We start from the raw sequence: 21,822 nt of genomic DNA, 5'->3' as shown, positions 1-21,822 counted from the left end.
CGCGTCGCACGCACGGCCGTCGCCGGTTAAGGCGACCTCAAAGACTGAATAATTGCCAAGCGCCTGCATCTCCTGCGGGCGCTTTTGCTTTTTGAGGCCATGGTTTTTTGGTTGGGGGCGAGGTGAACAGTGCGCACGCTCGAGGCTGCACCGGCGCGCCCTAAAAATCGTCCAAAAGAAAACCCCGCCGGGGAAGGCGGGGCAAGGCTCGCACCCAGTTAGCTCACTTGGGCGCGGGGAAGAAACTCCATCAGAAGACTGACACGCGGACATAGCGAAGAATGAAGCATGGTGGGAAGGTCGCTTTGCCCGATTCCGGTACGCTGCGGCTAATATATCAATTGGCGTCTGGCTCAGTCGGCAAGTGACCAATTGGTCACGCCAAGGCAAGAGGGGCGGTCTTCGGCGCTCTGGTCATAAGCGATCAAGGTCGGAACGGTCTACTCGTCCCGATGGAGGGGCCCGCCGCACGTTATCGATTTCTTGACCAGAAATAACTAACTAGTTACCTAATTAATAGGTGCGTACTTATCACGAATTGGGAGGTTCGAGTGAAGATCTATGGAATGCAGCATGTCGGTTTCACGGTGCCGGATCTCAATGAGGCGGTGGCCTTTTTTGAGACGCTCTTCGGAGCGGTGACGTGCCTCGAAACCGGTAGGGTGGAGGCAGATGACGCGTTCATGGTTCGGCGTCTCGGTGTTCCCGCGGGCAGACGGATAGAGAACATCAAGGTCTTGAGGGTCGGAAACGGCACGAACCTCGAGATATTCCAGTACTCCGGAGAGACGGGAGAGGCGGAACCGCTGAAGCGCAACAGCCAGCCTGGCGGATTCCACATGGCCTTCGAGGTCGACGATTGCGAAGGCGCAGCGGAGCGATTGCGCGCCGCCGGCGTCGAAGTACTGGAAGGCCCAACCCTCGTCGAAAGCGGTGCGATGGCCGGACTCACTTGGCTGTATCTCAAAGCGCCGTGGGGACAATTCCTGGAGATCGTCAGCATGCCTGGACCGCTCGGATACGAAAGCGCCGGTGGCCCGCGACAGTGGTCGCCCGTCAGCGGCAGTTGAAGACGCGCCCGTAGGTCGCGGCATCTGATCCCGAGTCCAGCTCAAAGCAAAGACATGCAACCACTGGCCCAAGGGCCGGAAAGGAGAGCCATGCCCCAAGAAATTCTGATAAGCGCAAAGCAGACCTTTGTGCTTGGCAAATACGAAGACGGTCCACTGCAACCGGGACAGATCCGCGGGCGAACACTTTGCACCCTGATCAGTCAAGGCACGGAGCTTGGCTGGGCCAATGGCGATGCCTTCCCCATCCGACCCGGATATGCGGCCGCGTTCGAGGTGACCGAGATTGCATCGGGCGTCGACGGCGTCAGCGTCGGCGATCGCCGTTTCGCGATGGGGCCGCACCGCAGCACGCAGACCCACGATGTCCGATATACCTTGGCCTTGCCGAATGGGTTGTCGCCGGATCGTGCTGTGCTCGCCCGTCTAATGGGCGTATCGATGACGAGCCTGATGACAACGAAAGCCCGGGCTGGCGACCGAGTCGTCGTTTCGGGGGCTGGTCCTGTTGGCTTCCTTGCTGCGCATCTCTTCAGGATCGGTGGCTATCGGGTGACGGTGGTTGATCCGGACCCGGTAAGACGCGCCCAGATGGTGCGGAGCGGAATTGCGGATTGCCGGGGCTCGGTTGGCGACGTGCCGGATCTTGTCGGAAAAGTCTCTCTCGTCCTCGATTGCTCGGGCCATGAGGGCGCGATCCTCGACGCCTGTCGTCTCGTGCAGAAACGTGGCGAAGTCGTCATGGTCGGCGTTCCCTGGAAGCGGGCGACGGAGATTTTCGCGCACGAGCTCATGCAGGCGGTCTTCTTCAACCTGGTGACGTTGCGTTCAGGCTGGGAATGGGAAGTTCCCCTACACGGTCGCGACTTCGTTTGGGAGGAGCTACTCGAAGGGTACAACAATGCTCCGCACAGCGTCTTCGGTGGCTTTTCGAGGGCGCTCGACTGGCTCTGCGAAGGACTGATCGATAGTGACGGCTTGGTACGCCACGCGACGCCCGATGATCCGGCGTCGCTCTATGGCGACATCTCGCGGCGCAAGATCGAAGAGCCCTTCATCGTTATCGATTGGCGGTAACGGTTCACACGAGGTACATAGTCCGGTTGTCGGATCTCGAAGTGCCTGGCGCCGAAGCGCTAGGCACATACCAGCCGCATGATGGTATCGACATTGAATTGCAGTCGCTCGTCGATCGCTTCCTTGGCCATGAGGTCGCGTTCGAAGATGATCGATCCGGTGAAGCGGTTGGTCAGGTAGTAGTAGCCGATCGCTGCTATCGTGATGTTCAGCTGAACGGGGTCGATTCCTGGCCGAAAAATCCCCTGTGACGCGCCGCGCTCGAGAATGTCGCCCACCATGTTGACGAACTTACGGCTGGCGACCTTGATGACCTCGGACTTCTTCAGATGCTTGGCGCGATGAAGGTTTTCGCTGTTGACGAGCGTAATGAATTCCGGGTTCTTCAGGTAGTATTCCCAGGTGAACTGGACGAGCTTGGCAAGGGCCGCTTTCGGCTCCAGGTCATCGAGCTTGAGCTTTTGCTCGGCCGAGCGGATGTCGATATAGGCATCTTCGAGAACGGTCTGGAACAGGCGCTCCTTGCTCTCGAAATAGTGGTAGATCATCCGTTTGTTGGCGCTCGCCTTCTCGGCGATGACGTCGACCCGTGCGCCACCTAAGCCATTCTTCGCGAACTCTTTCTTGGCCGCCTCGAGAATGCGCGCCTTCGTTGCCTCCGCGTCTCTGATGCGTGGCTTTCGGGCTGATTTCTCCGTGCCTTCGTTCGTGATGCTCAAAGCCCTTCCTCCATCGCCCTCGCGCCTGCTGCGCTGCCAGTCATACACGCCGGAGAGCTGATCCGTCAAAGCGGTTCGTCAGATCGGCCGGCACCTGCACCCATTAAAAGCACTTGACTCGGGGTTTTGTAAAGAAGTAACTAGTTAGTGCGTTAAGTGGGACTGACGAGGCCGGAGGAGGCCAAGGCGACAAGCGTTCGCCGCCCCCTGCGAACCCGCATTTTCGACCCGTGTGGGACGGGGAACGCTCACCGTGGATATGGGAGGATTGGCATGTCGACCTTTATTAAGGATTTTATCGAACGCGAGGCGGTCAGCCGTCGCAACTTCTTGTTTGCCGCCGCCGCCGGCGTCGGCGCCATGGCCGTACCGATGGCGTTCGGTCGCGGCACGGCGCAGGCTGCCTTGACGGATCCGGCGATTGCCTGGAGCTATCGCGACCGGGCGTCTGCCTATTGGAACTCGGTCGTTTCCGGCGGCGAGGCTTTCGTTGAATCGCTCGGCAAGCCGAAGACCGCGCTTGTCAGTCTGATCAACGAGGGGTCGACGGAAAAGTCGCTCGCCGACATCAAGGCGTTTCTCGCCAAGAACAACGGCAATTGCGCGATCGCCTGCGATGCCAATGACAGCCCCAACGCAAGGCCCGTCGTCGAGGCGGTTCAGGCGGCCGGCGCTTACATTTCGACGATCTGGAACAAGACCGACGACCTGCATCCCTGGGATTTCGGCGACAACTACGTCTCCCACATGACCTGGTCGGACGAAAAGCCGGCCGAACAGACGGCGCGCATTCTGTTCGAAGCGATGGGTGGTCAAGGTGGCGTGGTGCATCTCGGCGGGATCGCTGCCAACAACCCAGCGGTCGAGCGCCTGAACGGTCTCAAGAACGCGCTCAAGGATTTCCCGAACATCGAGTTGCTCGATGCGCAGCCGGCCGACTGGGACACGCAGAAGGGGGCCGCCCTCATGGCATCGTTCCTGACCCGCTACGGCGACAAGATCAAGGGCGTCCACTGCGCCAACGACAACATCGCCTATGGCGTCATCGAGGCCCTGCGCGCGGAAGGCATCGAGGACATGCCGATCGTATCCTATGACGGCAATCCGGAAGCGGTGCAGATGGTGATGGACGGAAAGCTGTTGGCGACCGTCTTCACCAATCCCCACTGGGGCGGCGGCATCAGCGCGGCGCTCGCCTATCATGCGGCGATCGGCAGCTTCAAGCCCTCCGAGGAGCCGAAGGAACACCGCGAGTTCTACGGCCCGACCATTCTGGTGACGGCCAAGGATGCGGCGGAGTTCAAGGCGAAATACCTCGACTCTGTTCCGGCCTACGACTGGAAGGACTTCTGGGGCCCGTCGAACGGGCAGATCCAGTACTGACCCTCGACCGGCAGGGCGGCAGCCTCGGGGTTGCCGCTTCCTTCCCCTTGTGACCTTCAAAAAGAGGGGTGTCTGACGTGACACGTCGCCTATCGCGCGAAACCTTAATCAAATGGGCGCCGCTCCTGGTGCTGATTGCGCTGGTGATCTTTTTCACCGCGCTCAACCCGACCTTCTTTTCCCTGCGGAACTTCGCCCGCATCGCGATTGCGGCGGCTCCGGCGCTCATGGTTGCCGTCGGCGTTACCTTCATCATCGTCATGGGTTCGATCGACCTTTCCATGGAAGGAACTGTCTCCCTGACTGCGGTCGCCTTCGCTTTCGTCTTTGCCTATTTCGGTGGCTCGCTCGGCCCGTCCGGTTGGATCGCCATTCCGCTGGCCCTGATACTCGGCGGCATGATCGGGCTACTGAACGGACTGGTCCATGTGAAACTCAAGATCCCGTCCTTCATGGCAAGCCTTGCCATGGGTTTCGTCGGGACCGGTGCTGCCATCCTGCTGACCGGTGGTGATATCGTGAAGGTGAGCGATGCGACGTTCCGCGGCCTGTTGACCGTGCGCTGGCTCGGTTTCCCGCTGATGGTCTACGTCGCCGGCTTCTTCCTCCTCGTCGCCTGGTTCATCCAGACCCATACGACGCTTGGTCGCAACTTCTACGCCGTTGGCGGCGGTGAGGATCTCGCTCACGCGTCCGGTCTCAACGTCACCAGGGTTCGCGTTACCGGCTTCGCGCTTGCCGGCGTCTTCTATGCCATTGCCGCGATCCTCGTGGTGGCGCGTATCGGCCAGGCGGAATCGGTGACCGGCGCGAACTTCATGTTCGTTTCCATCACCTCGGTGGTTGTCGGTGGCGTGGCACTATGGGGTGGCATCGGTGGCGTCTGGAATGCACTCGTCGGCGTGCTGATCGTCAATGTCATCGACAACGGGATGGTCGTCATCGGACTGCCCGACTTCATTCAGGACGGCATGCTCGGCCTGCTCGTCATTCTTGCCGTCGTGCTTTCGACCGATCGCAAGATGCTTTCCTTCGTCAAGTGAGGCACGCCATGTACGAGCTCAAGGCCGTCGACAAGAAATTCCCGGGCGTACATGCGCTGAAGGCCATCGACTTTCACATCAAGCGCGGCGAGATCGTCGGACTTGTGGGGGAGAACGGTGCCGGCAAATCCACTCTGATGAAGGTGATCTATGGCGCCTATCAGCCGGATGGCGGCAAGGTCCTCATCAACGGAACGCCCGTTCGCTTTGCCAATCCGCGCCAGGCGATGGAGAAGGGCATCGGGATGGTGTTCCAGGAACAGTCCCTGATCCCGAACCTCACCGTCATGGAGAACATCTTCCTCGGTTACGAACGGCAGTTCACCCGCTTCGGTGTCGTCGACTGGAAGGCCATGGCGAAAGCCGCACGCAGGCAGCTTGCCAAAGTGAAACTCGACATCGAGCCGGCCACGGTGACGTCGAAGCTCTCCTTCGCCCAGCGCCAGCTCGTCGAACTTGCCAAGGTGCTGACGCTCGAGGAGCGGGTGGAGGGTGATCTCGTCATACTACTCGACGAGCCGACCTCCGTTCTTTCGAAAGAAGAGGTGCAACTGCTTTTCAAGCTGGTCCGGGAACTGGTGACGCGAGCTTCCTTCATCTTCGTTTCGCACCGCATGGACGAAGTGATGGAACTGTCCGACCGCATTTATGTGATGAAGGATGGTGAAGTCGTGGACGTCGTTGACCGCGGTGCCGCCCCGCCCGAGGCCATCCAGCACAAGATGGTCGGCCGCAACGTCGACAAGCAATATTACCGTGAGCACCTGCAGAAGCCCTTCGACACTTCAAAGGTACTCGTCGAGATGGAGGGTGTCGGGCTTCCCGGTCGCATCCAGGATATATCGCTCAAGCTCCACGCCGGCGAAGTGCTTTGTCTTGTCGGCACGGAAGGTTCCGGTCGCGAGGCAATCCTCAGGACGATCTACGGCATGCTGACGCCGACCACAGGTCGGCTGAGCATCAAGGGCAAGGATGCGGCCGATCTTTCGCCTCGGCAATCGGTTGCCCGCGGCGTCGGCTATGTTCCTCGTGAGCGCAAGATCGAGGGCATTGTCGCCGGAATGAATGTTTACGAAAACATGACCCTGTCGCAACTGAAGCAGCGTTCGAAGAGTGGCGTTCTGCGGGTGGCGGAGGAGCGGGCGCTCGCCCGCGAATGGATCAAGAAACTGTCGATCAAGGCCCATTCGGAGTTCGCCGATTGCGGCAATCTTTCGGGCGGGAACCAGCAGAAGGTGGTCCTTGCCAAATGGCGTTCCGCCGGTTCCGACATCATGCTGCTCGACCACCCGACGCGCGGCCTCGACATTGGCGCCAAGGAGGATGTCTACGACATGATCCGCGCCATGAACGCGGCGGGCGTTGGCATCGTACTGGTCGCCGACACGCTGGAAGAGGCGATCGGCCTCTCGCACACCATCATCGTCGTCAAGGACGGGCGTATTCAGAAGCAATTTGGATGCGAGCCGGGCGCCAAGCCCACGCCCTATGACCTGCTGCACTATATGATCTGAGGGACCAATGGATATTCAGCGCCTCAAACCGCACCTTCCCTGGATAACACTCCTCGTGCTCGTCGCCATCGTCGGCATCACGGATCCAGGCTTCCTTCGACCAACAAACCTGCTCGGCATTGCCGGTGATATCGTGCCGCTGTTCATCATGGCGCTCGGCCTCACCTTTGCCATCTATATCGGCGGCATCGACCTGTCCGCCCAGTCGATGGCGAACATGGTGACGGTCATCGCCTCCGTGTATCTCGCGTCGCTCGGCGCCTGGGTTGCTGTCCTTTGCGTGGTTGCCGGCTTTCTTCTCGGTACGCTTTCCGGCTTTGTGACCACACGGCTCTACGTGCCGTCCTTCATCTCGACCTTGGCGGTAGGGGGTGTGGCTTTCTCGGTCGCGCAGTGGCTTTCCGGGCAGCGCGCGCTCAATATGGATGCCGCCCAGCGCAATGAAACTTTCGGCTGGATGATCGGTCATACCTGGGGCGTCCCCAACGAACTTCTGATTGCCGCGGGGCTCGTTGCTCTCTGCCTCTTCATCGAGCGGCGCACGACGCTCGGTCGCGTTCTGAAGGCGGTCGGTGCCGGCGAACTGGCCGCCGCCGCGTCCGGCCTCGATGTCGCGCGCTACAAGATCCTCGCCTTCGCAATCTCGGGCGCGCTTGCTTCGATCGCCGGCCTTCTTTTCGCGGTAAAGCTTTCAGGCGGCGCACCGACCATCGCCAACGGGTTCCTGTTGCCGGCAATCGTTGCGGTGCTGGTCGGCGGTACGCCTTTGACGGGCGGTGTTGGTGGCGTGATGAACACGGTCGTTGGCACTTTGATCGTCGCGGTCATTCGTTCTTCGATGCTTTATTTCGAGATCGACGCGACCCGCCAGCAGATTGTCTTCGGTATCGTGTTGATCGTCGCCATCGCCCTGACGATCGACCGCGCCAAGCTGCGTACCGTGAAGTAGGGGGCAGCCATGACGACGATGCGTGCGGCCGTTCTGACCGCCCCGAAGCGTTTCGAGGTTCGAGAGGTGGCGATGCCAGCAGTCGGTCGGGACGATGTGCTCGTCCGGATCGCCCGTACCGGCATCTGCGGCACGGATCTGCATATTTTCAACGGTCACTATGCGGCCGATCGGCTTCCGCTCATTCCCGGCCACGAGTTCTGCGGCACCGTCGCAGAGCGTGGTGCCAATGTCCGCCACCTTACGGTCGGAACGCGCGTGGTCGTCGATATCAACATCGGTTGCGGCTGCTGCTTCTGGTGCCGCCGCAACGAGGTGCTGAACTGCGCCGAGGTCACGCAGGTCGGCATCGGTCGGGATGGCGCCTTTGCCGAGTATGTCGCCGTTCCCGCAAGGCTGGCGATTCCGGTCGATGCGGATATTGCCGACGCGGTGCTTGCGCTTACCGAGCCGGTCGCCTGCGTCGTTCGCGCGGCGCGAAAGGCGAAAGCGACCTTCGGCCAGTCGGTTCTCATTTTCGGTGCGGGGCCGATCGGCAACCTGCATGTGCAGATGATGCGGCTCGTAGGTGCTGCGCCGATCATCGTCGCCGACCTTTCGCCGGAACGTTGCCGGATGGCCGTCGAGGCGGGGGCGGACGCGGCGGTATCCGATCCTGCCGAACTCAAGACCGTCGTTCAGAGGATGACGAGCGGACGCGGCGCGGATCTGGTGATCGAAAGTGTCGGCAATCGCAAACTCTACCAACAGGCGTTCGACCTTATGCGCCGCGGTGGCCACGTCGCCTTTTTCGGTATCACGCCGCCGGGGGACACCGTGCCTCTCGACAGCCTGCGAACGGTGCTGGAAGAAGGTAGCCTCAAAGGTTCTGTCGCCGGCATGGGGGAGGATATGCACGACGCGCTCACCCTCCTGTCGCATGATCGGTTCCGAACGCAGGATTTCACGAAGGCAAGCTATCCGCTTGAGGCCATCCAGGAGGCTTTCGAAACGATCGGCGAGCGGCCCCAGCACTTGAAGACCCAGATCGCCATCGCGGCGTAAACTATCGAAGTGGAGGTACCAGATGGACCAGAAGAATACGTTTCTCGCTCCCCCGTCCGCAGCGCGCAGCTTCGGTTTCTTCGTCGACGAGCAGTGGAAAGAAGGAGCCGATCACTTCGAACGCAAGTCGCCCGGCCATGGCACACCGGTCACCCGTACCGTTCGCTGCACGGTCGATGACCTCAATATGGCTGTCGCCGCAGCGCGCAATGCGTTCGAGGATCGCCGCTGGTCCGGGCTCTCCGGTGCCGCGCGCGCTGGCGTTCTCCTGCGGGTCGCCGAAGTCCTGCGACGACGCCGGGATGAGATCGCCTATTGGGAGACACTTGAAAACGGCAAGCCGATCTCCCAGGCGCGTGGCGAGATCGACCATTGCATCGCCTGTTTCGAGGTTGGCGCCGGTGCCGCGCGCCTCCTGCACGGCGACAGCTTCAACTCGCTCGGTGACGACCTCTTCGGAATGGTTCTGCGCGAGCCGATCGGCGTCATCGGTCTGATCACGCCCTGGAACTTCCCGTTCCTGATTCTCTGCGAGCGCGTGCCCTTCATCCTGGCGTCCGGCTGCACGATGGTGGTGAAACCGTCCGAAGTTACCTCTGCGACCACGCTGCTTTTGGCGGAAGTTCTGGCCGAGGCCGGTCTGCCTGCCGGGGTCTACAATGTCGTCACCGGTTCCGGCCGCACGATCGGCCAGGCGCTGGCCGAACACCCTGACGTCGACATGCTCTCATTCACGGGGTCGACGGCGGTGGGCCGATCCTGCGTCCATGCAGCTGCCGACAGCAACTTCAAGAAGCTTGGCCTGGAGCTCGGCGGCAAGAACCCCATCATAGTCTTCGCCGATTCCGATCTCGAGGACGCGGCTGACGGCGCTGCCTTCGGCATCAGCTTCAACACCGGGCAATGCTGCGTTTCGTCGTCGCGCCTGATCGTCGAGCGCTCGGTCGCGGCGGAGTTCGAGAAACTACTTGTCGAGAAGATGAAGAAGATCCGCGTCGGCGACCCGCTCGACGAGGGCACGCAGGTCGGTGCCATCACCACCGAGGCGCAAAACGCCACGATCCTAGACTATATCGCCAAGGGCAAGGCCGCGGGTGCAACGCTTCTCGCGGGTGGTAGCGCGATCGATCTCGGCCATGGCCAGTATATCGCGCCGACGCTCTTCTCCGGCGTTTCGCGCGACATGGCGATCGCACGCGACGAAATCTTCGGGCCGGTTCTGTGCTCGATGCATTTTGACACGGTGGAAGAGGCCATCCAGCTCGCCAACGACACGGTGTACGGCCTTGCTGCGAGTGTGTGGACGAAGAACATCGACAAGGCGCTGACGGTGACGCGGAAGGTGCGCGCTGGCCGCTTCTGGGTCAACACGATCATGGCAGGCGGTCCTGAAATGCCGCTCGGCGGTTTCAAGCAGTCCGGTTGGGGCCGTGAGGCGGGCATGTACGGGGTAGAGGAATATACCCAGGTCAAGTCCGTTCACGTCGAGATCGGCAAGCGTTCGCATTGGATTGCATGATGTCGAAAGGCTATGATTATGTGGTCGTCGGCGGCGGCTCGTCCGGTTGCGTTTTGGCGGCGCGGCTCTCCGAAAATCCGTCGGCGCGCGTCTGCCTCATCGAGGCAGGTGGGCGCGACAGCCACCCGTTGATCCACATGCCCGTCGGCTTCGCCAAGATGACCGCTGGCCCCTTGACCTGGGGGATGAAGACGGCGCCCCAGAAACACGCCAACAACCGTGAAATCCTCTACGCTCAGGCAAGGGTGCTCGGCGGCGGCTCCTCGATCAACGCCGAGGTGTTTACGCGTGGGCATCCTGGTGATTATGACCGCTGGGTCGAGGAGGGCGCCGAAGGCTGGGGCTTCAAGGATATCCAGAAGTACTTCCTGCGCTCCGAGGGCAATTCGATCCTCGCCGGCGCATGGCACGGAACGGACGGTCCGCTCGGCGTGTCGAACATTCCCGAGCCACAGCGCACGACGCGTGCCTTCGTGCAGAGTTGCCAGGAGCTCGGCATACCCTACAACCCAGATTTCAACGGCCCGGTTCAGGAAGGTTCGGGTGTCTACCAGACCACGACGCGCAACAACCGCCGTTGCTCTGCAGCGGTCGGATATCTGCGGCCGGCCCTGAAACGCAACAACCTCCCGGTCATCACCGGCGCGCTCGTGCTGCGCGTCGTCTTCGAAGGGCGGCGTGCCGTCGGGGTCGACTATCAGGTCGACGGCAAGCGGATGATCGCGCGCGCTGACAGCGAGGTGCTGCTGACCTCGGGTGCGATCGGCACGCCGAAGCTGATGATGCTTTCAGGGATTGGGCCTGCCGCAGCGCTTCGCAGTCACGGCATCGATGTGGTCCAGGACCTGGCCGGCGTTGGCGAGAACCTGCAGGACCACTTCGGCGTCGACATCGTCGCCGAGCTGAAGAACCACGACAGCCTCGACAAGTACAACAAGATGCACTGGTCAGCCTGGGCGGGCCTTCAATACATGCTGTTCAATTCCGGCCCGATCACCTCCAACGTGGTGGAGGGCGGGGCATTCTGGTACGGCGACAAGAGCAGTCCCTATCCGGATCTGCAGTTCCATTTTCTGGCCGGTGCGGGAGCGGAGGCCGGCGTGCCGAGCGTGCCGAAGGGTTCTTCCGGCATCACGCTCAACTCCTATACATTGCGCCCGAAGTCGCGTGGGACCGTGACGCTGCGTTCGGCGGATCCGCGCGATCTTCCGATCATCGATCCGAACTTCCTCGCCGACCCGGAAGATGTGAAGATCTCGGTCGAAGGGGTGAAGATCAGCCAGGAGATTTTCAACCAGCCGTCCCTGCAGAAATACATCAAGGTCAGGCACTTCCCGAGCCGCGAAGTCCGCACGAACGCCGATTACGTCGCCTATACTCGGCAGTATGGCCGCACGTCCTATCATCCAACCTGCACCTGCAAGATGGGGCGCGACGAGATGTCGGTGGTGGATCCGCAACTGCGCGTGCATGGCCTTGACGGCATTCGCATCTGCGACAGTTCCACCATGCCGAGCCTGGTAGGCTCCAACACCAACGCGGCAACGATCATGATCGGAGAAAAGGCTGCGGACATGATCCGCGGCAATGCCTGATCGGGCCTTGGCCGATATTGAAGGAAGGGCGGCCCTGGAGCCGCCCTGTTTGCATCAGTCCCACTCCGGGACCCAGGGCAGTTGTCCTAGCTTGATGATGCGGTAGCCAGTGGCCGTCAATGCGTCGATTCTGCCCATGTCTATCGACGAGAGCGTGAAATCCATGATGTCGAAGTTCGCACGGATATTTTCCGGCTTGGTGGACATGGTGTTCAGCGGCACGCCCCTCTGCAGGATCCAGTGCAGTGCCACCTGCGCAGCCGACTTGCCGTAGGCCTCGCCGATCTTGGCGAAAAGGCCGTGCTTGAAAATCTCGCCGCGCGCGATCGATGCATAGGACGAGATCGAGATACCCGTCTCCGCGGCAGCTGCGAGCAATTTTTCCTGGTTGATCAGCGGATGGAATTCCACCTGGTTGGTCACGAGCGGCACATCGACGATGGAGCGCGCCTCTCGCATCATGGCTGCCGTGTAGTTTGAAACGCCTATCGATCTGGTCAGCCCTCGTTCCAGTGCGGATCGAAGCATACGGAGCGAGGGCGCGATCTCTCCGTTGGCCGGTGGCCAGTGCAGCAGAAGAACGTCGACGCAGTCTGTCTTCAGTGCCGCAAGGCTCGCCTCGACCGAGGGGATGAACTTCTCTTCCGTGTAATTGTCGGGATGCACTTTCGTGGTGATGCAAAGCTCGTGACGAGCAGTCCCACATTCTGCCAGCGCGACGCCGGTGTCGGCCTCGTTGCCATACATCTGCGCCGTGTCGAAGGCTCGGTAGCCGACGTCGATTGCGGCTTCAATCGCGCTTCGCAATTCGTTCCCCTTCAGCGGATAGGTGCCGAAGCCGCGCTGAAAGCTCTTCTGAAAATAGATGTTCATGTCTCCCCCTTGGTTGGCCGTTGAGCCGGCATCGCTTCCCGGCAGTCCGAAAATCGTGTTTGCCGGCTTGTCTTGCCTGTAATTAACATATAACTAGTTAGTTACTTCAGGCAATGAAAAACGGAGGTTCGGGCTATGAAGAAGGTGAAGAGCGCGCAGGAGGCGGTCCGGCTCATCAAGGACGGCTCCATCATTGCCGTGAATTCTTCTTCGGGCCTGTGCTGCCCGGATGCCGTGTTGAAGGCACTCGGCGAACGCTTCGACAATGAGGGGCATCCGCGCGGCCTTACCTCCATTCATCCGATCGCTGCCGGCGACTTCTTCGGTACGCGCGGCGTCGACCACATCGCCAAGCCCGGGATGCTGGTGAAGATCATCGGCGGTTCCTATCCCTCCGGGCCGAGCAATGCTGAACCGCCGCTCGTCTGGCAGATGATCCTGAAAGAAGAACTCGCCGCCTTTAACGTGCCCTCCGGCATCGTTTTCGACATGCTGCGCGAAGGCGCTGCCAAGCGTCCGGGTGTATTGACGAAGGTGGGCATGGAGACCTTCGTCGATCCAGAGCAGGACGGCTGTGCGATGAACGCCAGCGCGCGTGCCGAGCCGATCGTCAAGCGCGTGTCATTCGAGGGCGAGGACTGGCTCCATTTCCCGGCCATCCGCCCCGATGTGGCGATCATCCGTGCAACGACCGCCGACGAAAAGGGCAATCTGACCTTCGAGCAGGAGGGCGCGACGCTTGGCGCGATGGAAATGGCGCTCGCCGCAAGGAACTCCGGCGGCCTAGTCATCGCGCAGGTCAAGCGCGTGGCGGCAAGCGGCTCGCTTCGTCCGCACGATGTACGCGTCCCCGGCATCCTCGTCGATATCATCGTCGAGGCGCCGGACCAGTTGCAGACGACGGCGACGCCCTATGATCCGGCAATCTCAGGCGAGCTGTTCCGACCGCTCGAAACTTTCCGCACGCCGGCGCTTGACGTCGGCAAGGTCATCGCGCGCCGGGTGGCGCAGGAGCTTCAGGACGGTTGGGCCGTCAATATCGGCTTCGGCATTTCGGCCAACGTGCCGCGCATTCTCATCGAGGAAGGTCATCACGGCAAGGTCACCTGGGTGATCGAGCAGGGCGCGGTCGGCGGCGTTCCGCTTCTCGACTTCAAGTTCGGTTGCGCGTCGAACGCCGAGGCCTTCGTCGCTTCGCCGCACCAGTTCTGCTATTTTCAGGCGGGCGGGTTTGACTGTTCGCTGCTGTCCTTCCTCGAGATCGACGCGGAGGGCTCGGTCAATGTCAGCCGTCTTGCGGCCACCCCGCACCGCACCGCCGGTGCTGGCGGTTTCGTCGACATCACGTCGCGTGCGAAGAAGATCGTCTTTTCCGGCAACTTCAATGCCGGCGCAAAGATGCGCGTCGACGATGGCCGGCTGGTCATCGACAAGGAGGGGCGCATCGCCAAGTTCGTGCCGAAGGTGGATCAGGTGAGCTTCTCCGGCAAGCGCGCCCGCGCTCAAGGGCAGGATATCAGCTACGTCACGGAACGTTGCGTCATCCGCCTCGATAGCCAGGGGCTGATCGTCACCGAGGTTGCCCCGGGTCTCGACCTTCAACGGGATGTCCTCGATCAGGCGGCGACGCCCCTTCGGGTTTCGAAGACGCTGAAGAGGATGGACAGTGCGTTGTTTCACCCGGAAGTCATGGGTCTTACGCTGTGAGCGACCCGCGGATTGAACTTGCCGTCAAGGATCGCGTCGCGCGGCTGACGTTGCGCCGCCCTGAGAAGCTGAATGCGATCGATGCGGACATGGTGGACGCGCTTTTACTGGCCTGTCGCGCCATCGAACGTTCGGATGCCCGCGTCGCCATCCTCTCTGGTGAAGGCGAGAGATCCTTTTGTGCCGGTGGTGACATCGACGCATGGAGCAGTCTCGATCCCGATGCGTTCTCTCGACGCTGGCTGCGTGACGGGCACGATGCCTTCGACGCTCTGGCGCGGCTTTCCGTGCCGCTGATCGCGGTCTTGAACGGCCATGCGCTTGGCGGTGGACTGGAGCTTGCTGCCTGTGCCGATCTGCGCATTGCGGAGACGCATGTGAAGATCGGCCAGCCGGAACCGGGTCTTGGTATCATCCCCGGCTGGTCGGGCACCCAGCGCGCCTCGCGGCGTTTCGGAGCGCAGCTGGTGCGGCGCATGGCGCTTTTCGGTGAAGTCTACGGCGCCGAGGAGGCGCTGGCGCTCGGACTGGTCGACAGGGTCGTCGCAACAGGCGAAGGGCAAGCTGCCGCCGATGCTGCTGCCCTACGCGTGCTGCAACGTTCGCCGCGCGCGACGGAACTCACGAAGATGCTGATCAATGCGGCCGAGGGCGAGGAAGGCGAACGCGTCGTCGAGGCGCTCGCGGGCGCGGTGGCGGCAGCGTCGAGCGATCTGACGGAAGGTCTGGCGGCCTATCGCCAGAAGCGTTCGCCCGAGTTCAGAAGATAGAACGGTGCCGTTCGCCAGCCCCGGCGACTCGGCCCATCACGGCGGTGTCTCATGAAACCTGACGACAAGGAATTCCTTGCGGACCTCTTTCGCGCAGCGATCGAGGCTGCGGACCCGGAAAATGCGCTGCGCGCCAATCTTCCGGGTGTGCCGCGTGGGCGTACCGTGGTCATCGGCGCGGGCAAAGGTGCAGCGCAACTTGCCGCCGCTTTCGAAAGGGTTTGGCCGGCCCGGCTCGAAGGAGTTGTCGTGACACGCTATGGCTATGCCGTTCCGTGTGAGCGCATCCGCGTGCTCGAGGCCGCCCACCCTGTGCCCGATGCAGCCGGACTTAAGGCCACCCAGGCGCTTTTCGAGGCCGTGCAGGACCTAACGGAAGACGACCTCGTGGTCGCCTTGATCTGCGGCGGTGGCTCGGCACTGCTGCCATCCCCGCCGGGAGCGCTCATGCTGGAAGACGAGACGATGTTGAACGAAGCGCTGCTTGCAAGTGGCGCGCCGATCTCGGTCATGAATGCCATCCGCAAACAGGTTTCGGGCATCAAGGGCGGGCGCCTTGCGGCCGCCTGTCATCCGGCAAGGGTCGTGACATTGGTGGTGTCGGATGTGCCGGGCGACGATCCGGCGCAGGTTGCCAGCGGACCGACAATTCCAGATGAGACGGACCGCGCGCAGGCGCGCAAACTGGTTAAAGCCTGGGGCATCGCCCTTCCGCCCCGCGTTGCCGCGTGGCTGGAGGACGATGCCGGTCTGGTGCCGTTGCCGAGCGATCCGGTCTTCTCCGGCAACGAGGTACGGGTGATCGCCTCGGCCAGCCTTTCACTCGAGGCCGCTGCTGCCCGCGCCGCCTCACTTGGTGTCCCCGCGGTCATCCTGTCCGATTCCGTCGAGGGTGAAGCTCGTGATGTCGCCCGCGTTCACGCGGCGATTGTCCGGGAAGTCGCAAGGCGCGGCCGTCCGTTCTCACGCCCTACGGTCATTCTCTCGGGTGGAGAAACCACCGTCACGATCAAAGGGGGCGGCAAGGGCGGGCGCAACACGGAGTTTCTGCTGTCGCTTGCTCTTGCAGCCGAGGGGGTCGGCTTTGCGGCGATCGCCGCCGACACCGACGGCATTGACGGTTCCGAGGACAATGCCGGCGCCTTTGCCGACGGGCTCAGCATGGAGCGCTTGCGAAAACTGGGATGGGATCCTGCAGCATTGCTGGCCAACAACGATGCCTGGACAGCATTCCACCACCTCGACGACCTGTTCGTCCCCGGGCCGACCGGAACCAACGTCAACGATTTCAGGGCGGTTCTGATCCGATAGCAGGACCCGCGCCGTTACCGGCGCGGGATCGTCGCTGCGTCAGGCTGGAACGGGTGCGTCTTCGCGCAGCAGGCCCGTGTGCTTCAGGTCTGCCCAGAAGTCTGCGGGGATCGGATGCGAGAACCAGGCAAGGTTTTGTTCCAGCTGCTCAAGCGTGCGCGTGCCAGCCATGAAGGATGGGACGGCGGGGTGGGCGACAACGAACTGCAGGGCGGCTGCGGCGAGCGGCACGTCGTGCGTGGCGCAAACGGCTTCGATCTTCGCAACCTTTTCTAGAATCTCGCGCGGCGCAGGCGCGTAGTTGTACTTGGCGCCCTCCTTTGCGCCGGTCGCAAGGATCCCCGAGTTGAAACCGCCGCCCACGACGACGGCCGCGCCGCGCTCCTGGCAGAGCGGCAGGAAGCTATCGAGCGCTTCCTGTTCCAAGAGCGTATAGCGCCCCGCCAGCAGGAAGCAGTCAAAGTCATGGCGCCGTAGCGCCTCATGGCACACCTGCCATTCGTTGACGCCGACGCCGATCGCCGTCACGACCTTTTCTGCCCGAAGCCTTTCCAACGCCCGCCATGCGCCGTCCATCGCCTGCTCGAAAACTTCCGGCTGTTCGCTGCCGCGCGTGAAGACGTCGATGTCGTGAATGAAGCACATGTCCATGCGCTCCAGCCCAAGCCGTTGAAGGCTGTCTTCGAAGGCGCGCATCGTTCCGTCGTAGCTATAGTCAAAATGCATCGTGAAGGGTGCTGCATTCGTCCACGGGGCAAAATCGATGCTGTCGCGCCGCGCCGGGCGCAGGCGCCTGCCGACTTTTGATGCGAGCACGAAGTCGTCGCGCGTTTTCCAGCGCAACGCGTGTCCGGTGCGCAACTCGGCTAGGCCGTGGCCATACATCGGCGCTGTATCGAAGAAGCGGACGCCGGCCTCCCAGGCGCGGGCGAACATCGCTTCCGAGGTCGCCTCGTCGATCTCGCGAAATATGTTGCCGAGCGGTGCGGTTCCGAACCCGAAAGCCGTGACCTCCAGATCCGTTCGCCCGAACTTCCGCTTTTCACCAGGATGCATATTTTCCTCCATAAGTAACCGAATGGTGAATAGTATGCATGCCGCTAAACCGCTGTGCAAGCAGCTTCGTTTCCGTGCTCGGAGTTTTTCGGCTTGACGCCAACCGACTTCGGAATATATGTAACTAGATAGTTACTAGAGATGAGGCGAGGCTGATGTATCTCACCGAAACGCAGGAGCAGGTGCGCGATATGGCGCGTGCCTTTGCCGACGAAATGATCCGCCCGATGGCCGAGGAACTTGATCGCGAGGAGCGCTTCCCGGCGGGGCTTTACGACGAGATGGCAAAGCTTGGCCTTTTCGGCATTGGCGTGCCGGAGGAACTTGGCGGGCCGGGATTCGATACGCTGACCTACGCACTTGTGATGGAGGAACTCAGCCGCGGCTACGCTTCGGTCGCAGACCAGTGCGGACTGATCGAGCTCATCTCGACGTTGCTCGTCCGTCACGGAACGGAAAGCCAGCAGGCGATGCTTCCGGACATCCTCGGTATGCGGACCAAGGTTGCCTATTGCATCACCGAGCCGGAAGCCGGCACCGACGTTTCGGGCATTCGCACCACGGCCGAGCGTGATGGCAACGGCTGGCGGCTCAATGGCGGCAAGATCTGGATCCATAACGCGCCGGTCGCTGACTATGGCTTCGTACTGGCCAGGACCGACAAGGAAGCGGGTAACCGCGGCATGTCGATCTTCATCGTCGATCTGCATGCGGCAGGCGTCGAAAAGGGACCCAAGGAACACAAGATGGGTCAGCGGGCGAGCCAGGTCGGCGCGCTGAACTTCGACGACGTCAAACTATCGGCCGACGCCCTGCTGGGCACGGAAGGGCGCGGCTTCCACATGATGATGTCGGTGCTCGACAAAGGTCGGGTCGGCATCGCATCGCTCGCGGTCGGTATCGCCCAGGCCGGGCTTGAAGCAGCGTTGGACTATGCCGGCACGCGCAAGCAGTTCGGCAAGGCCATCGCCGATTTCCAGGGCGTGCAGTGGCTGCTTGCCGATATGGCCAAGGATATTGAGGCTGCGCGCCTGCTCGTCTACTCCGCCGCCTCCAAGATCGACAGCGGCGCGGATGCCACCAAAGCGTGTTCCATCGCCAAGTGCTTTGCCGGCGATGTCGCCGTGCAGCGCACGGCCGATGCCGTGCAGGTCTTTGGCGGCTCCGGCTACATTCGCGGCTTCGAAGTCGAGCGCCTCTACCGCGATGCCAAGATCACACAGATCTATGAGGGCACGAACCAGATCCAGCGCATGATCATCGCGCGCGAACTCCTGAAGAAGGGTGCACGGGCATGACCGGCTTGGACCGTCGCCCGGTCGCGCTGGTGACCGGCTCCTCGCGCGGCATCGGGCTTGCTGCCGCGGAAGCCCTGGCGCGGGAGGGATTTGCCGTCGCCATCAACGGATTGCCGGATGATGCGGAGCTGCCGGCAGCCGTCGAGCGTATTGCCGCCCTTGGCGCTCCGGTCATGGCTGCAGCTTTCGATGTCGGTGCGATTGCAGGTCACGATGCTGAGCTTGCAGCCATTGAGGCCGAGTTCGGCCCGATCACCACGCTCGTCAACAATGCGGGGGTCGGTGTTCTCAGGCGAGGCGACATGCTGGAGGTGTTGGAGGAGAGCTGGGATCGCTGTTTCGCCGTCAACACAAAAGCGATGTTCTTCCTGAGCCAGGCTTTCGCCCGCCGTCTGCTTGCCCGCAGCAAGGGGCCGCTCTTCCACTCGATCATCAACGTCACCTCGTCGAATGCCGTCGCCGTGGCCGAACAGCGGTCGGAATATTGCGCATCGAAAGCCGCCGCCGCGATGGTTTCGAAGGCGCTCGCCGTCCGGCTCGGACGCGAAGACATTGCCGTCTACGACGTTCAACCGGGCCTGATCGCCACGGAGATGACCGCACCCGTCATCGACGCCTACCGCGAGCGCGCGGAGCAGGGGCTCACGCTCTTTCCGCGCGTCGGAAGGCCCGAGGAAGTCGGCGCCCTGATCGCTTCGCTTGCGACGGGACGACTCCCCTACACCACCGGAATGACGATCCCGGCCGATGCCGGCATGCTCGTCCCGCGCTTTTGAGGTTCCAATGAAAATCGCGCTTCCCGATACCGATGGCCGCCTTTCTGATTATGTCCTGAGCGGCAAGCCGATCGCGGCTGCGAGGCTCGGCCGGAACCCGGCCCGCGTCGTCTATTCCGCGGCCCATGTGGTGGCCGACCCGTTCGCGGCCAGTGACCCGTCCGGCCGAGCCGCCGTCGATTGGGAAAAGACGATGGAGTTCCGTCGCTATCTCGCGGGCCTCGGGCTCGGGATCGCCGAGGCGATGGATACGGCACAACGCGGCATGGGCCTCGACTGGCCGGGCGCGCTCGAACTCATCCGCCGCACACGCGAGGAGCTGCCGGACGCGCTTGTTGCCAATGGCTGCGGCACGGACCATCTCGATCTGGCGAAGGTCACCAGCATCGACGACGTTCGAAGAGCTTATCTGGAACAGGTCGAGGCGATCCAGAAAGTGGGCGGGCGCCTCATCCTCATGGCGTCTCGCGCTCTGGTGCGGGTCGCGCAGCGACCGGAAGATTACATCAAGGTCTATTCCGAGGTGCTGGCCGCCTGCGACGCGCCTGTGATCCTGCACTGGCTCGGCGAAATGTTTGATCCGCAGCTCGCGGGCTATTGGGGTAACGGGGATTTCGACCCCGCGATGCAGACCGCACTTGCAGTGATCAACGAGAATGCGGCCAAGGTTGATGGCATAAAAATCTCGCTCCTCGACAAGGAGAAGGAAATCGTCATGCGCCGCCGGCTGCCGGCCGGCGTGAAGATGTATACGGGTGACGATTTCAACTATCCCGAACTCATCGAGGGCGACAGCGAGGGCTTTTCGCACGCCCTGCTCGGCATCTTCGATCCCCTCGCGCCCGCAGCCGCCTATGCGGTGGAGCGACTGGGGGAGGGTGATCGTGCCGGTTTCCGCGCGACGCTCGATCCGACCGTGCCGCTTGCGCGCCTGATCTTCCGCGCACCCACGCAATACTACAAGACCGGCGTCGTCTTCCTCGCCTGGCTGAACGGGTTCCAGGATCATTTCGTGATGCTGAACGGGGCGCAGGCCATGCGGCCGCTGCCCTATTTCGTCGAAGTCTTCCGTCTTGCCGATCAATGCGGGCTGTTGCGCAAACCGGAGCTCGCGGTTGAGCGCATGAAGAAGCTGCTTGCCCTTTACGGGGCATGACGATGCGGGACTTCACGACGGACCATTCCGCCCTGGCGCTGAACACCGCCAGCCTGGGTCACAATCTCGAAGGCCACGGTGCAGGGTGGTCACCTGAGCGCATCATCGATGCGTGTGCCGAGCGGGGCTTCGGCTCGGTCGTCTTCTGGCGTCGCGAGATCGGATCGCGGGCGATTGAGATCGGCGAGCGAGTGCGGGCGAGCGGCCTTTCGGTTGCCGGCCTCTGCCGGACGCCTTTTCTCGTCGGCACGGAAGCCGTTGATCGACAAAGGGTCATCGACGAGGCCAAGGCGTCGATCGACATGGCCGCAGGCCTTGGCGCATCCGTGCTGACGATTGTGGTTGGTGGTGTCCACCCGGGCACCAAGGGTACGAGCGAAAGCCTGAAGATCGTCGCCGATCGTGTCGCAGAGATCGCGCCCTATGCAGCCAGCCGCAGAGTCAGGCTGGCACTCGAGCCGCTCAATCCGGTCTATGCGGGAAACCGCTCCTGCCTGACGACGCTACGTGACGCCGTCGATATCTGTGACGCGGTCGGTGCGGCCAACCTCGGCATTGCCGTCGATGTCTACCATGTGTGGTGGGATAGCGAGGTCGCGGCACATTTGCTGCGCGCGGGTGCCGAGCGGATTTTCGGCTATCACTTGTGCGACTGGCTTGCCGACACGCGCGATGTGCTTCTCGACCGGGGCATGATGGGGGACGGCGTCGCCGATCTCAAGGCCCTGCGGCAGAGCGTCGAAGACGCTGGCTATGCCGGCCCCTGCGAGGTCGAGATCTTTTCCGCAAACAACTGGTGGAAGCGCGATCCGGGTGAAGTCCTCGACGTGATGGTCGAGCGCTTCCGCACATTCTGCTGACGATTTGGCTGCTGACGATTTGGGAGGCAAACATGAAGATCCTGGTCACGGTGAAACGTGTCGTTGACTACAACGTCAAGATCCGCGTGAAGGCAGACGGTT

Annotated in this window: 19 protein-coding genes; 16 read left to right on the top strand and 3 right to left on the bottom strand. The window is 62.1% G+C overall.

From position 1 onward, the window contains the following. The first annotated feature begins 551 nt into the window (after positions 1-551). Together I8N66_RS25445 and I8N66_RS25440 are read left to right on the top strand one after the other, a co-directional pair. The gene (locus tag I8N66_RS25445; RefSeq protein ID WP_113539249.1) at positions 552-1,070 is read left to right on the top strand and encodes a VOC family protein; all 519 of its coding nucleotides are present in this window, start codon (positions 552-554) and stop codon (positions 1,068-1,070) included. Between the two features lie 90 nt (positions 1,071-1,160). Then, a complete protein-coding gene (locus I8N66_RS25440) occupies positions 1,161-2,147 on the top strand; it encodes a zinc-binding dehydrogenase (protein ID WP_291159654.1) in 987 nt (328 codons plus the stop codon). 59 nt (positions 2,148-2,206) lie between these two features. On the opposite strand, the gene I8N66_RS25435 is transcribed toward I8N66_RS25440, so the two are convergent. Then, positions 2,207-2,866 (bottom strand): TetR family transcriptional regulator, encoded by a 660-nt coding sequence (locus I8N66_RS25435; protein ID WP_291159651.1) that lies wholly within the window; start codon positions 2,864-2,866, stop codon positions 2,207-2,209. 273 nt (positions 2,867-3,139) lie between these two features. Between I8N66_RS25435 and I8N66_RS25430 the strand changes: the two genes are divergently transcribed. From I8N66_RS25430 to I8N66_RS25400, 7 genes are all read left to right on the top strand, one after another. Beyond that, positions 3,140-4,249 carry a sugar ABC transporter substrate-binding protein gene (locus tag I8N66_RS25430; protein ID WP_291159649.1) on the top strand — a complete coding sequence of 370 codons (1,110 nt, stop codon included), beginning with the start codon at positions 3,140-3,142 and terminating at the stop codon, positions 4,247-4,249. A 77-nt stretch (positions 4,250-4,326) separates the two neighbouring features. Further along, a complete protein-coding gene (locus I8N66_RS25425; RefSeq protein ID WP_291159647.1) occupies positions 4,327-5,292 on the top strand; it encodes an ABC transporter permease in 966 nt (321 codons plus the stop codon). A gap of 8 nt (positions 5,293-5,300) precedes the next feature. Continuing rightward, complete coding sequence (locus I8N66_RS25420) at positions 5,301-6,806, top strand: sugar ABC transporter ATP-binding protein (protein WP_291159644.1); 1,506 nt, start codon at positions 5,301-5,303, stop codon at positions 6,804-6,806. Positions 6,807-6,813: 7 nt separating this feature from the next. Continuing rightward, the gene (locus I8N66_RS25415; RefSeq protein ID WP_291159641.1) at positions 6,814-7,755 is read left to right on the top strand and encodes an ABC transporter permease; all 942 of its coding nucleotides are present in this window, start codon (positions 6,814-6,816) and stop codon (positions 7,753-7,755) included. Between the two features lie 9 nt (positions 7,756-7,764). Then, a complete protein-coding gene (locus I8N66_RS25410; RefSeq protein WP_291159637.1) occupies positions 7,765-8,799 on the top strand; it encodes an alcohol dehydrogenase catalytic domain-containing protein in 1,035 nt (344 codons plus the stop codon). Between the two features lie 22 nt (positions 8,800-8,821). After that, positions 8,822-10,318: an aldehyde dehydrogenase family protein gene (locus tag I8N66_RS25405; protein ID WP_291159634.1), complete on the top strand. Its 1,497-nt coding sequence runs from the start codon at positions 8,822-8,824 to the stop codon at positions 10,316-10,318. Next, entirely contained in the window at positions 10,318-11,913 is a 1,596-nt protein-coding gene (locus I8N66_RS25400) for a GMC family oxidoreductase N-terminal domain-containing protein (RefSeq protein ID WP_291159631.1), read from the top strand. Before I8N66_RS25405 ends, I8N66_RS25400 begins: the two co-directional genes overlap by 1 nt. A gap of 54 nt (positions 11,914-11,967) precedes the next feature. Here the strand turns inward: I8N66_RS25400 and I8N66_RS25395 are convergent, their stop codons facing one another. Further along, on the bottom strand, positions 11,968-12,786 hold the full coding sequence (locus I8N66_RS25395) for an aldo/keto reductase (RefSeq protein ID WP_291159629.1): 819 nt from the start codon (positions 12,784-12,786) through the stop codon (positions 11,968-11,970). Positions 12,787-12,921: 135 nt separating this feature from the next. On the opposite strand from I8N66_RS25395, the gene I8N66_RS25390 reads away from it, so the two are divergent. From I8N66_RS25390 to I8N66_RS25380, 3 genes are read left to right on the top strand one after another with little or no spacing between them, the layout of a single operon-like run. After that, entirely contained in the window at positions 12,922-14,493 is a 1,572-nt protein-coding gene (locus tag I8N66_RS25390; RefSeq protein WP_291159627.1) for an acyl CoA:acetate/3-ketoacid CoA transferase, read from the top strand. After that, positions 14,490-15,263, top strand: coding sequence for an enoyl-CoA hydratase/isomerase family protein (locus I8N66_RS25385; RefSeq protein WP_291159623.1), 774 nt, complete (start codon positions 14,490-14,492; stop codon positions 15,261-15,263). The genes I8N66_RS25390 and I8N66_RS25385 overlap by 4 nt, the downstream gene beginning before the upstream one ends. Before the next feature lie 51 nt (positions 15,264-15,314). After that, positions 15,315-16,574, top strand: a complete 1,260-nt coding sequence (locus I8N66_RS25380) for a glycerate kinase (RefSeq protein WP_291159620.1) — start codon at positions 15,315-15,317, stop codon at positions 16,572-16,574. A gap of 39 nt (positions 16,575-16,613) precedes the next feature. Here the strand turns inward: I8N66_RS25380 and I8N66_RS25375 are convergent, their stop codons facing one another. Next, entirely contained in the window at positions 16,614-17,630 is a 1,017-nt protein-coding gene (locus tag I8N66_RS25375) for an aldo/keto reductase (RefSeq protein WP_291159617.1), read from the bottom strand. A gap of 155 nt (positions 17,631-17,785) precedes the next feature. Between I8N66_RS25375 and I8N66_RS25370 the strand changes: the two genes are divergently transcribed. The 4 genes from I8N66_RS25370 to I8N66_RS25355 are packed head-to-tail and all read left to right on the top strand — an operon-like array spanning position 17,786 to position 21,720. Further along, positions 17,786-18,928 carry an acyl-CoA dehydrogenase family protein gene (locus I8N66_RS25370; RefSeq protein WP_291159614.1) on the top strand — a complete coding sequence of 381 codons (1,143 nt, stop codon included), beginning with the start codon at positions 17,786-17,788 and terminating at the stop codon, positions 18,926-18,928. Beyond that, entirely contained in the window at positions 18,925-19,704 is a 780-nt protein-coding gene (locus I8N66_RS25365) for a 3-ketoacyl-ACP reductase (protein WP_291159611.1), read from the top strand. The genes I8N66_RS25370 and I8N66_RS25365 overlap by 4 nt, the downstream gene beginning before the upstream one ends. 7 nt (positions 19,705-19,711) lie before the next feature. Then, on the top strand, positions 19,712-20,860 hold the full coding sequence (locus I8N66_RS25360; RefSeq protein WP_291159606.1) for a dihydrodipicolinate synthase family protein: 1,149 nt from the start codon (positions 19,712-19,714) through the stop codon (positions 20,858-20,860). Between the two features lie 2 nt (positions 20,861-20,862). Then, on the top strand, positions 20,863-21,720 hold the full coding sequence (locus I8N66_RS25355; protein ID WP_291159603.1) for a sugar phosphate isomerase/epimerase family protein: 858 nt from the start codon (positions 20,863-20,865) through the stop codon (positions 21,718-21,720). The last annotated feature ends 102 nt before the right edge of the window (positions 21,721-21,822 follow it).

Source organism: Ensifer sp. SSB1 (genome assembly GCF_016652895.1).
Lineage (GTDB): Bacteria > Pseudomonadota > Alphaproteobacteria > Rhizobiales > Rhizobiaceae > Ensifer.
The sequence above is the reverse complement of the archived record's forward strand: the minus strand, read 5'-3'. Positions and strand labels throughout refer to the sequence as shown.

Bases quoted from the DNA above. Each gene is read 5' to 3' on its own strand.
- I8N66_RS25440 (WP_291159654.1), top strand. From the start codon at position 1,161: ATGCCCCAAGAAATTCTGATAAGCGCAAAGCAGACCTTTGTGCTTGGC.
- I8N66_RS25430 (WP_291159649.1), top strand. From the start codon at position 3,140: ATGTCGACCTTTATTAAGGATTTTATCGAACGCGAGGCGGTCAGCCGT.
- I8N66_RS25420 (WP_291159644.1), top strand. From the start codon at position 5,301: ATGTACGAGCTCAAGGCCGTCGACAAGAAATTCCCGGGCGTACATGCG.
- I8N66_RS25415 (WP_291159641.1), top strand. From the start codon at position 6,814: ATGGATATTCAGCGCCTCAAACCGCACCTTCCCTGGATAACACTCCTC.
- I8N66_RS25410 (WP_291159637.1), top strand. From the start codon at position 7,765: ATGACGACGATGCGTGCGGCCGTTCTGACCGCCCCGAAGCGTTTCGAG.
- I8N66_RS25405 (WP_291159634.1), top strand. From the start codon at position 8,822: ATGGACCAGAAGAATACGTTTCTCGCTCCCCCGTCCGCAGCGCGCAGC.
- I8N66_RS25400 (WP_291159631.1), top strand. From the start codon at position 10,318: ATGTCGAAAGGCTATGATTATGTGGTCGTCGGCGGCGGCTCGTCCGGT.
- I8N66_RS25395 (WP_291159629.1), bottom strand. From the start codon at position 12,786: ATGAACATCTATTTTCAGAAGAGCTTTCAGCGCGGCTTCGGCACCTAT.
- I8N66_RS25390 (WP_291159627.1), top strand. From the start codon at position 12,922: ATGAAGAAGGTGAAGAGCGCGCAGGAGGCGGTCCGGCTCATCAAGGAC.
- I8N66_RS25380 (WP_291159620.1), top strand. From the start codon at position 15,315: ATGAAACCTGACGACAAGGAATTCCTTGCGGACCTCTTTCGCGCAGCG.
- I8N66_RS25375 (WP_291159617.1), bottom strand. From the start codon at position 17,630: ATGCATCCTGGTGAAAAGCGGAAGTTCGGGCGAACGGATCTGGAGGTC.
- I8N66_RS25370 (WP_291159614.1), top strand. From the start codon at position 17,786: ATGTATCTCACCGAAACGCAGGAGCAGGTGCGCGATATGGCGCGTGCC.
- I8N66_RS25365 (WP_291159611.1), top strand. From the start codon at position 18,925: ATGACCGGCTTGGACCGTCGCCCGGTCGCGCTGGTGACCGGCTCCTCG.
- I8N66_RS25360 (WP_291159606.1), top strand. From the start codon at position 19,712: ATGAAAATCGCGCTTCCCGATACCGATGGCCGCCTTTCTGATTATGTC.
- I8N66_RS25355 (WP_291159603.1), top strand. From the start codon at position 20,863: ATGCGGGACTTCACGACGGACCATTCCGCCCTGGCGCTGAACACCGCC.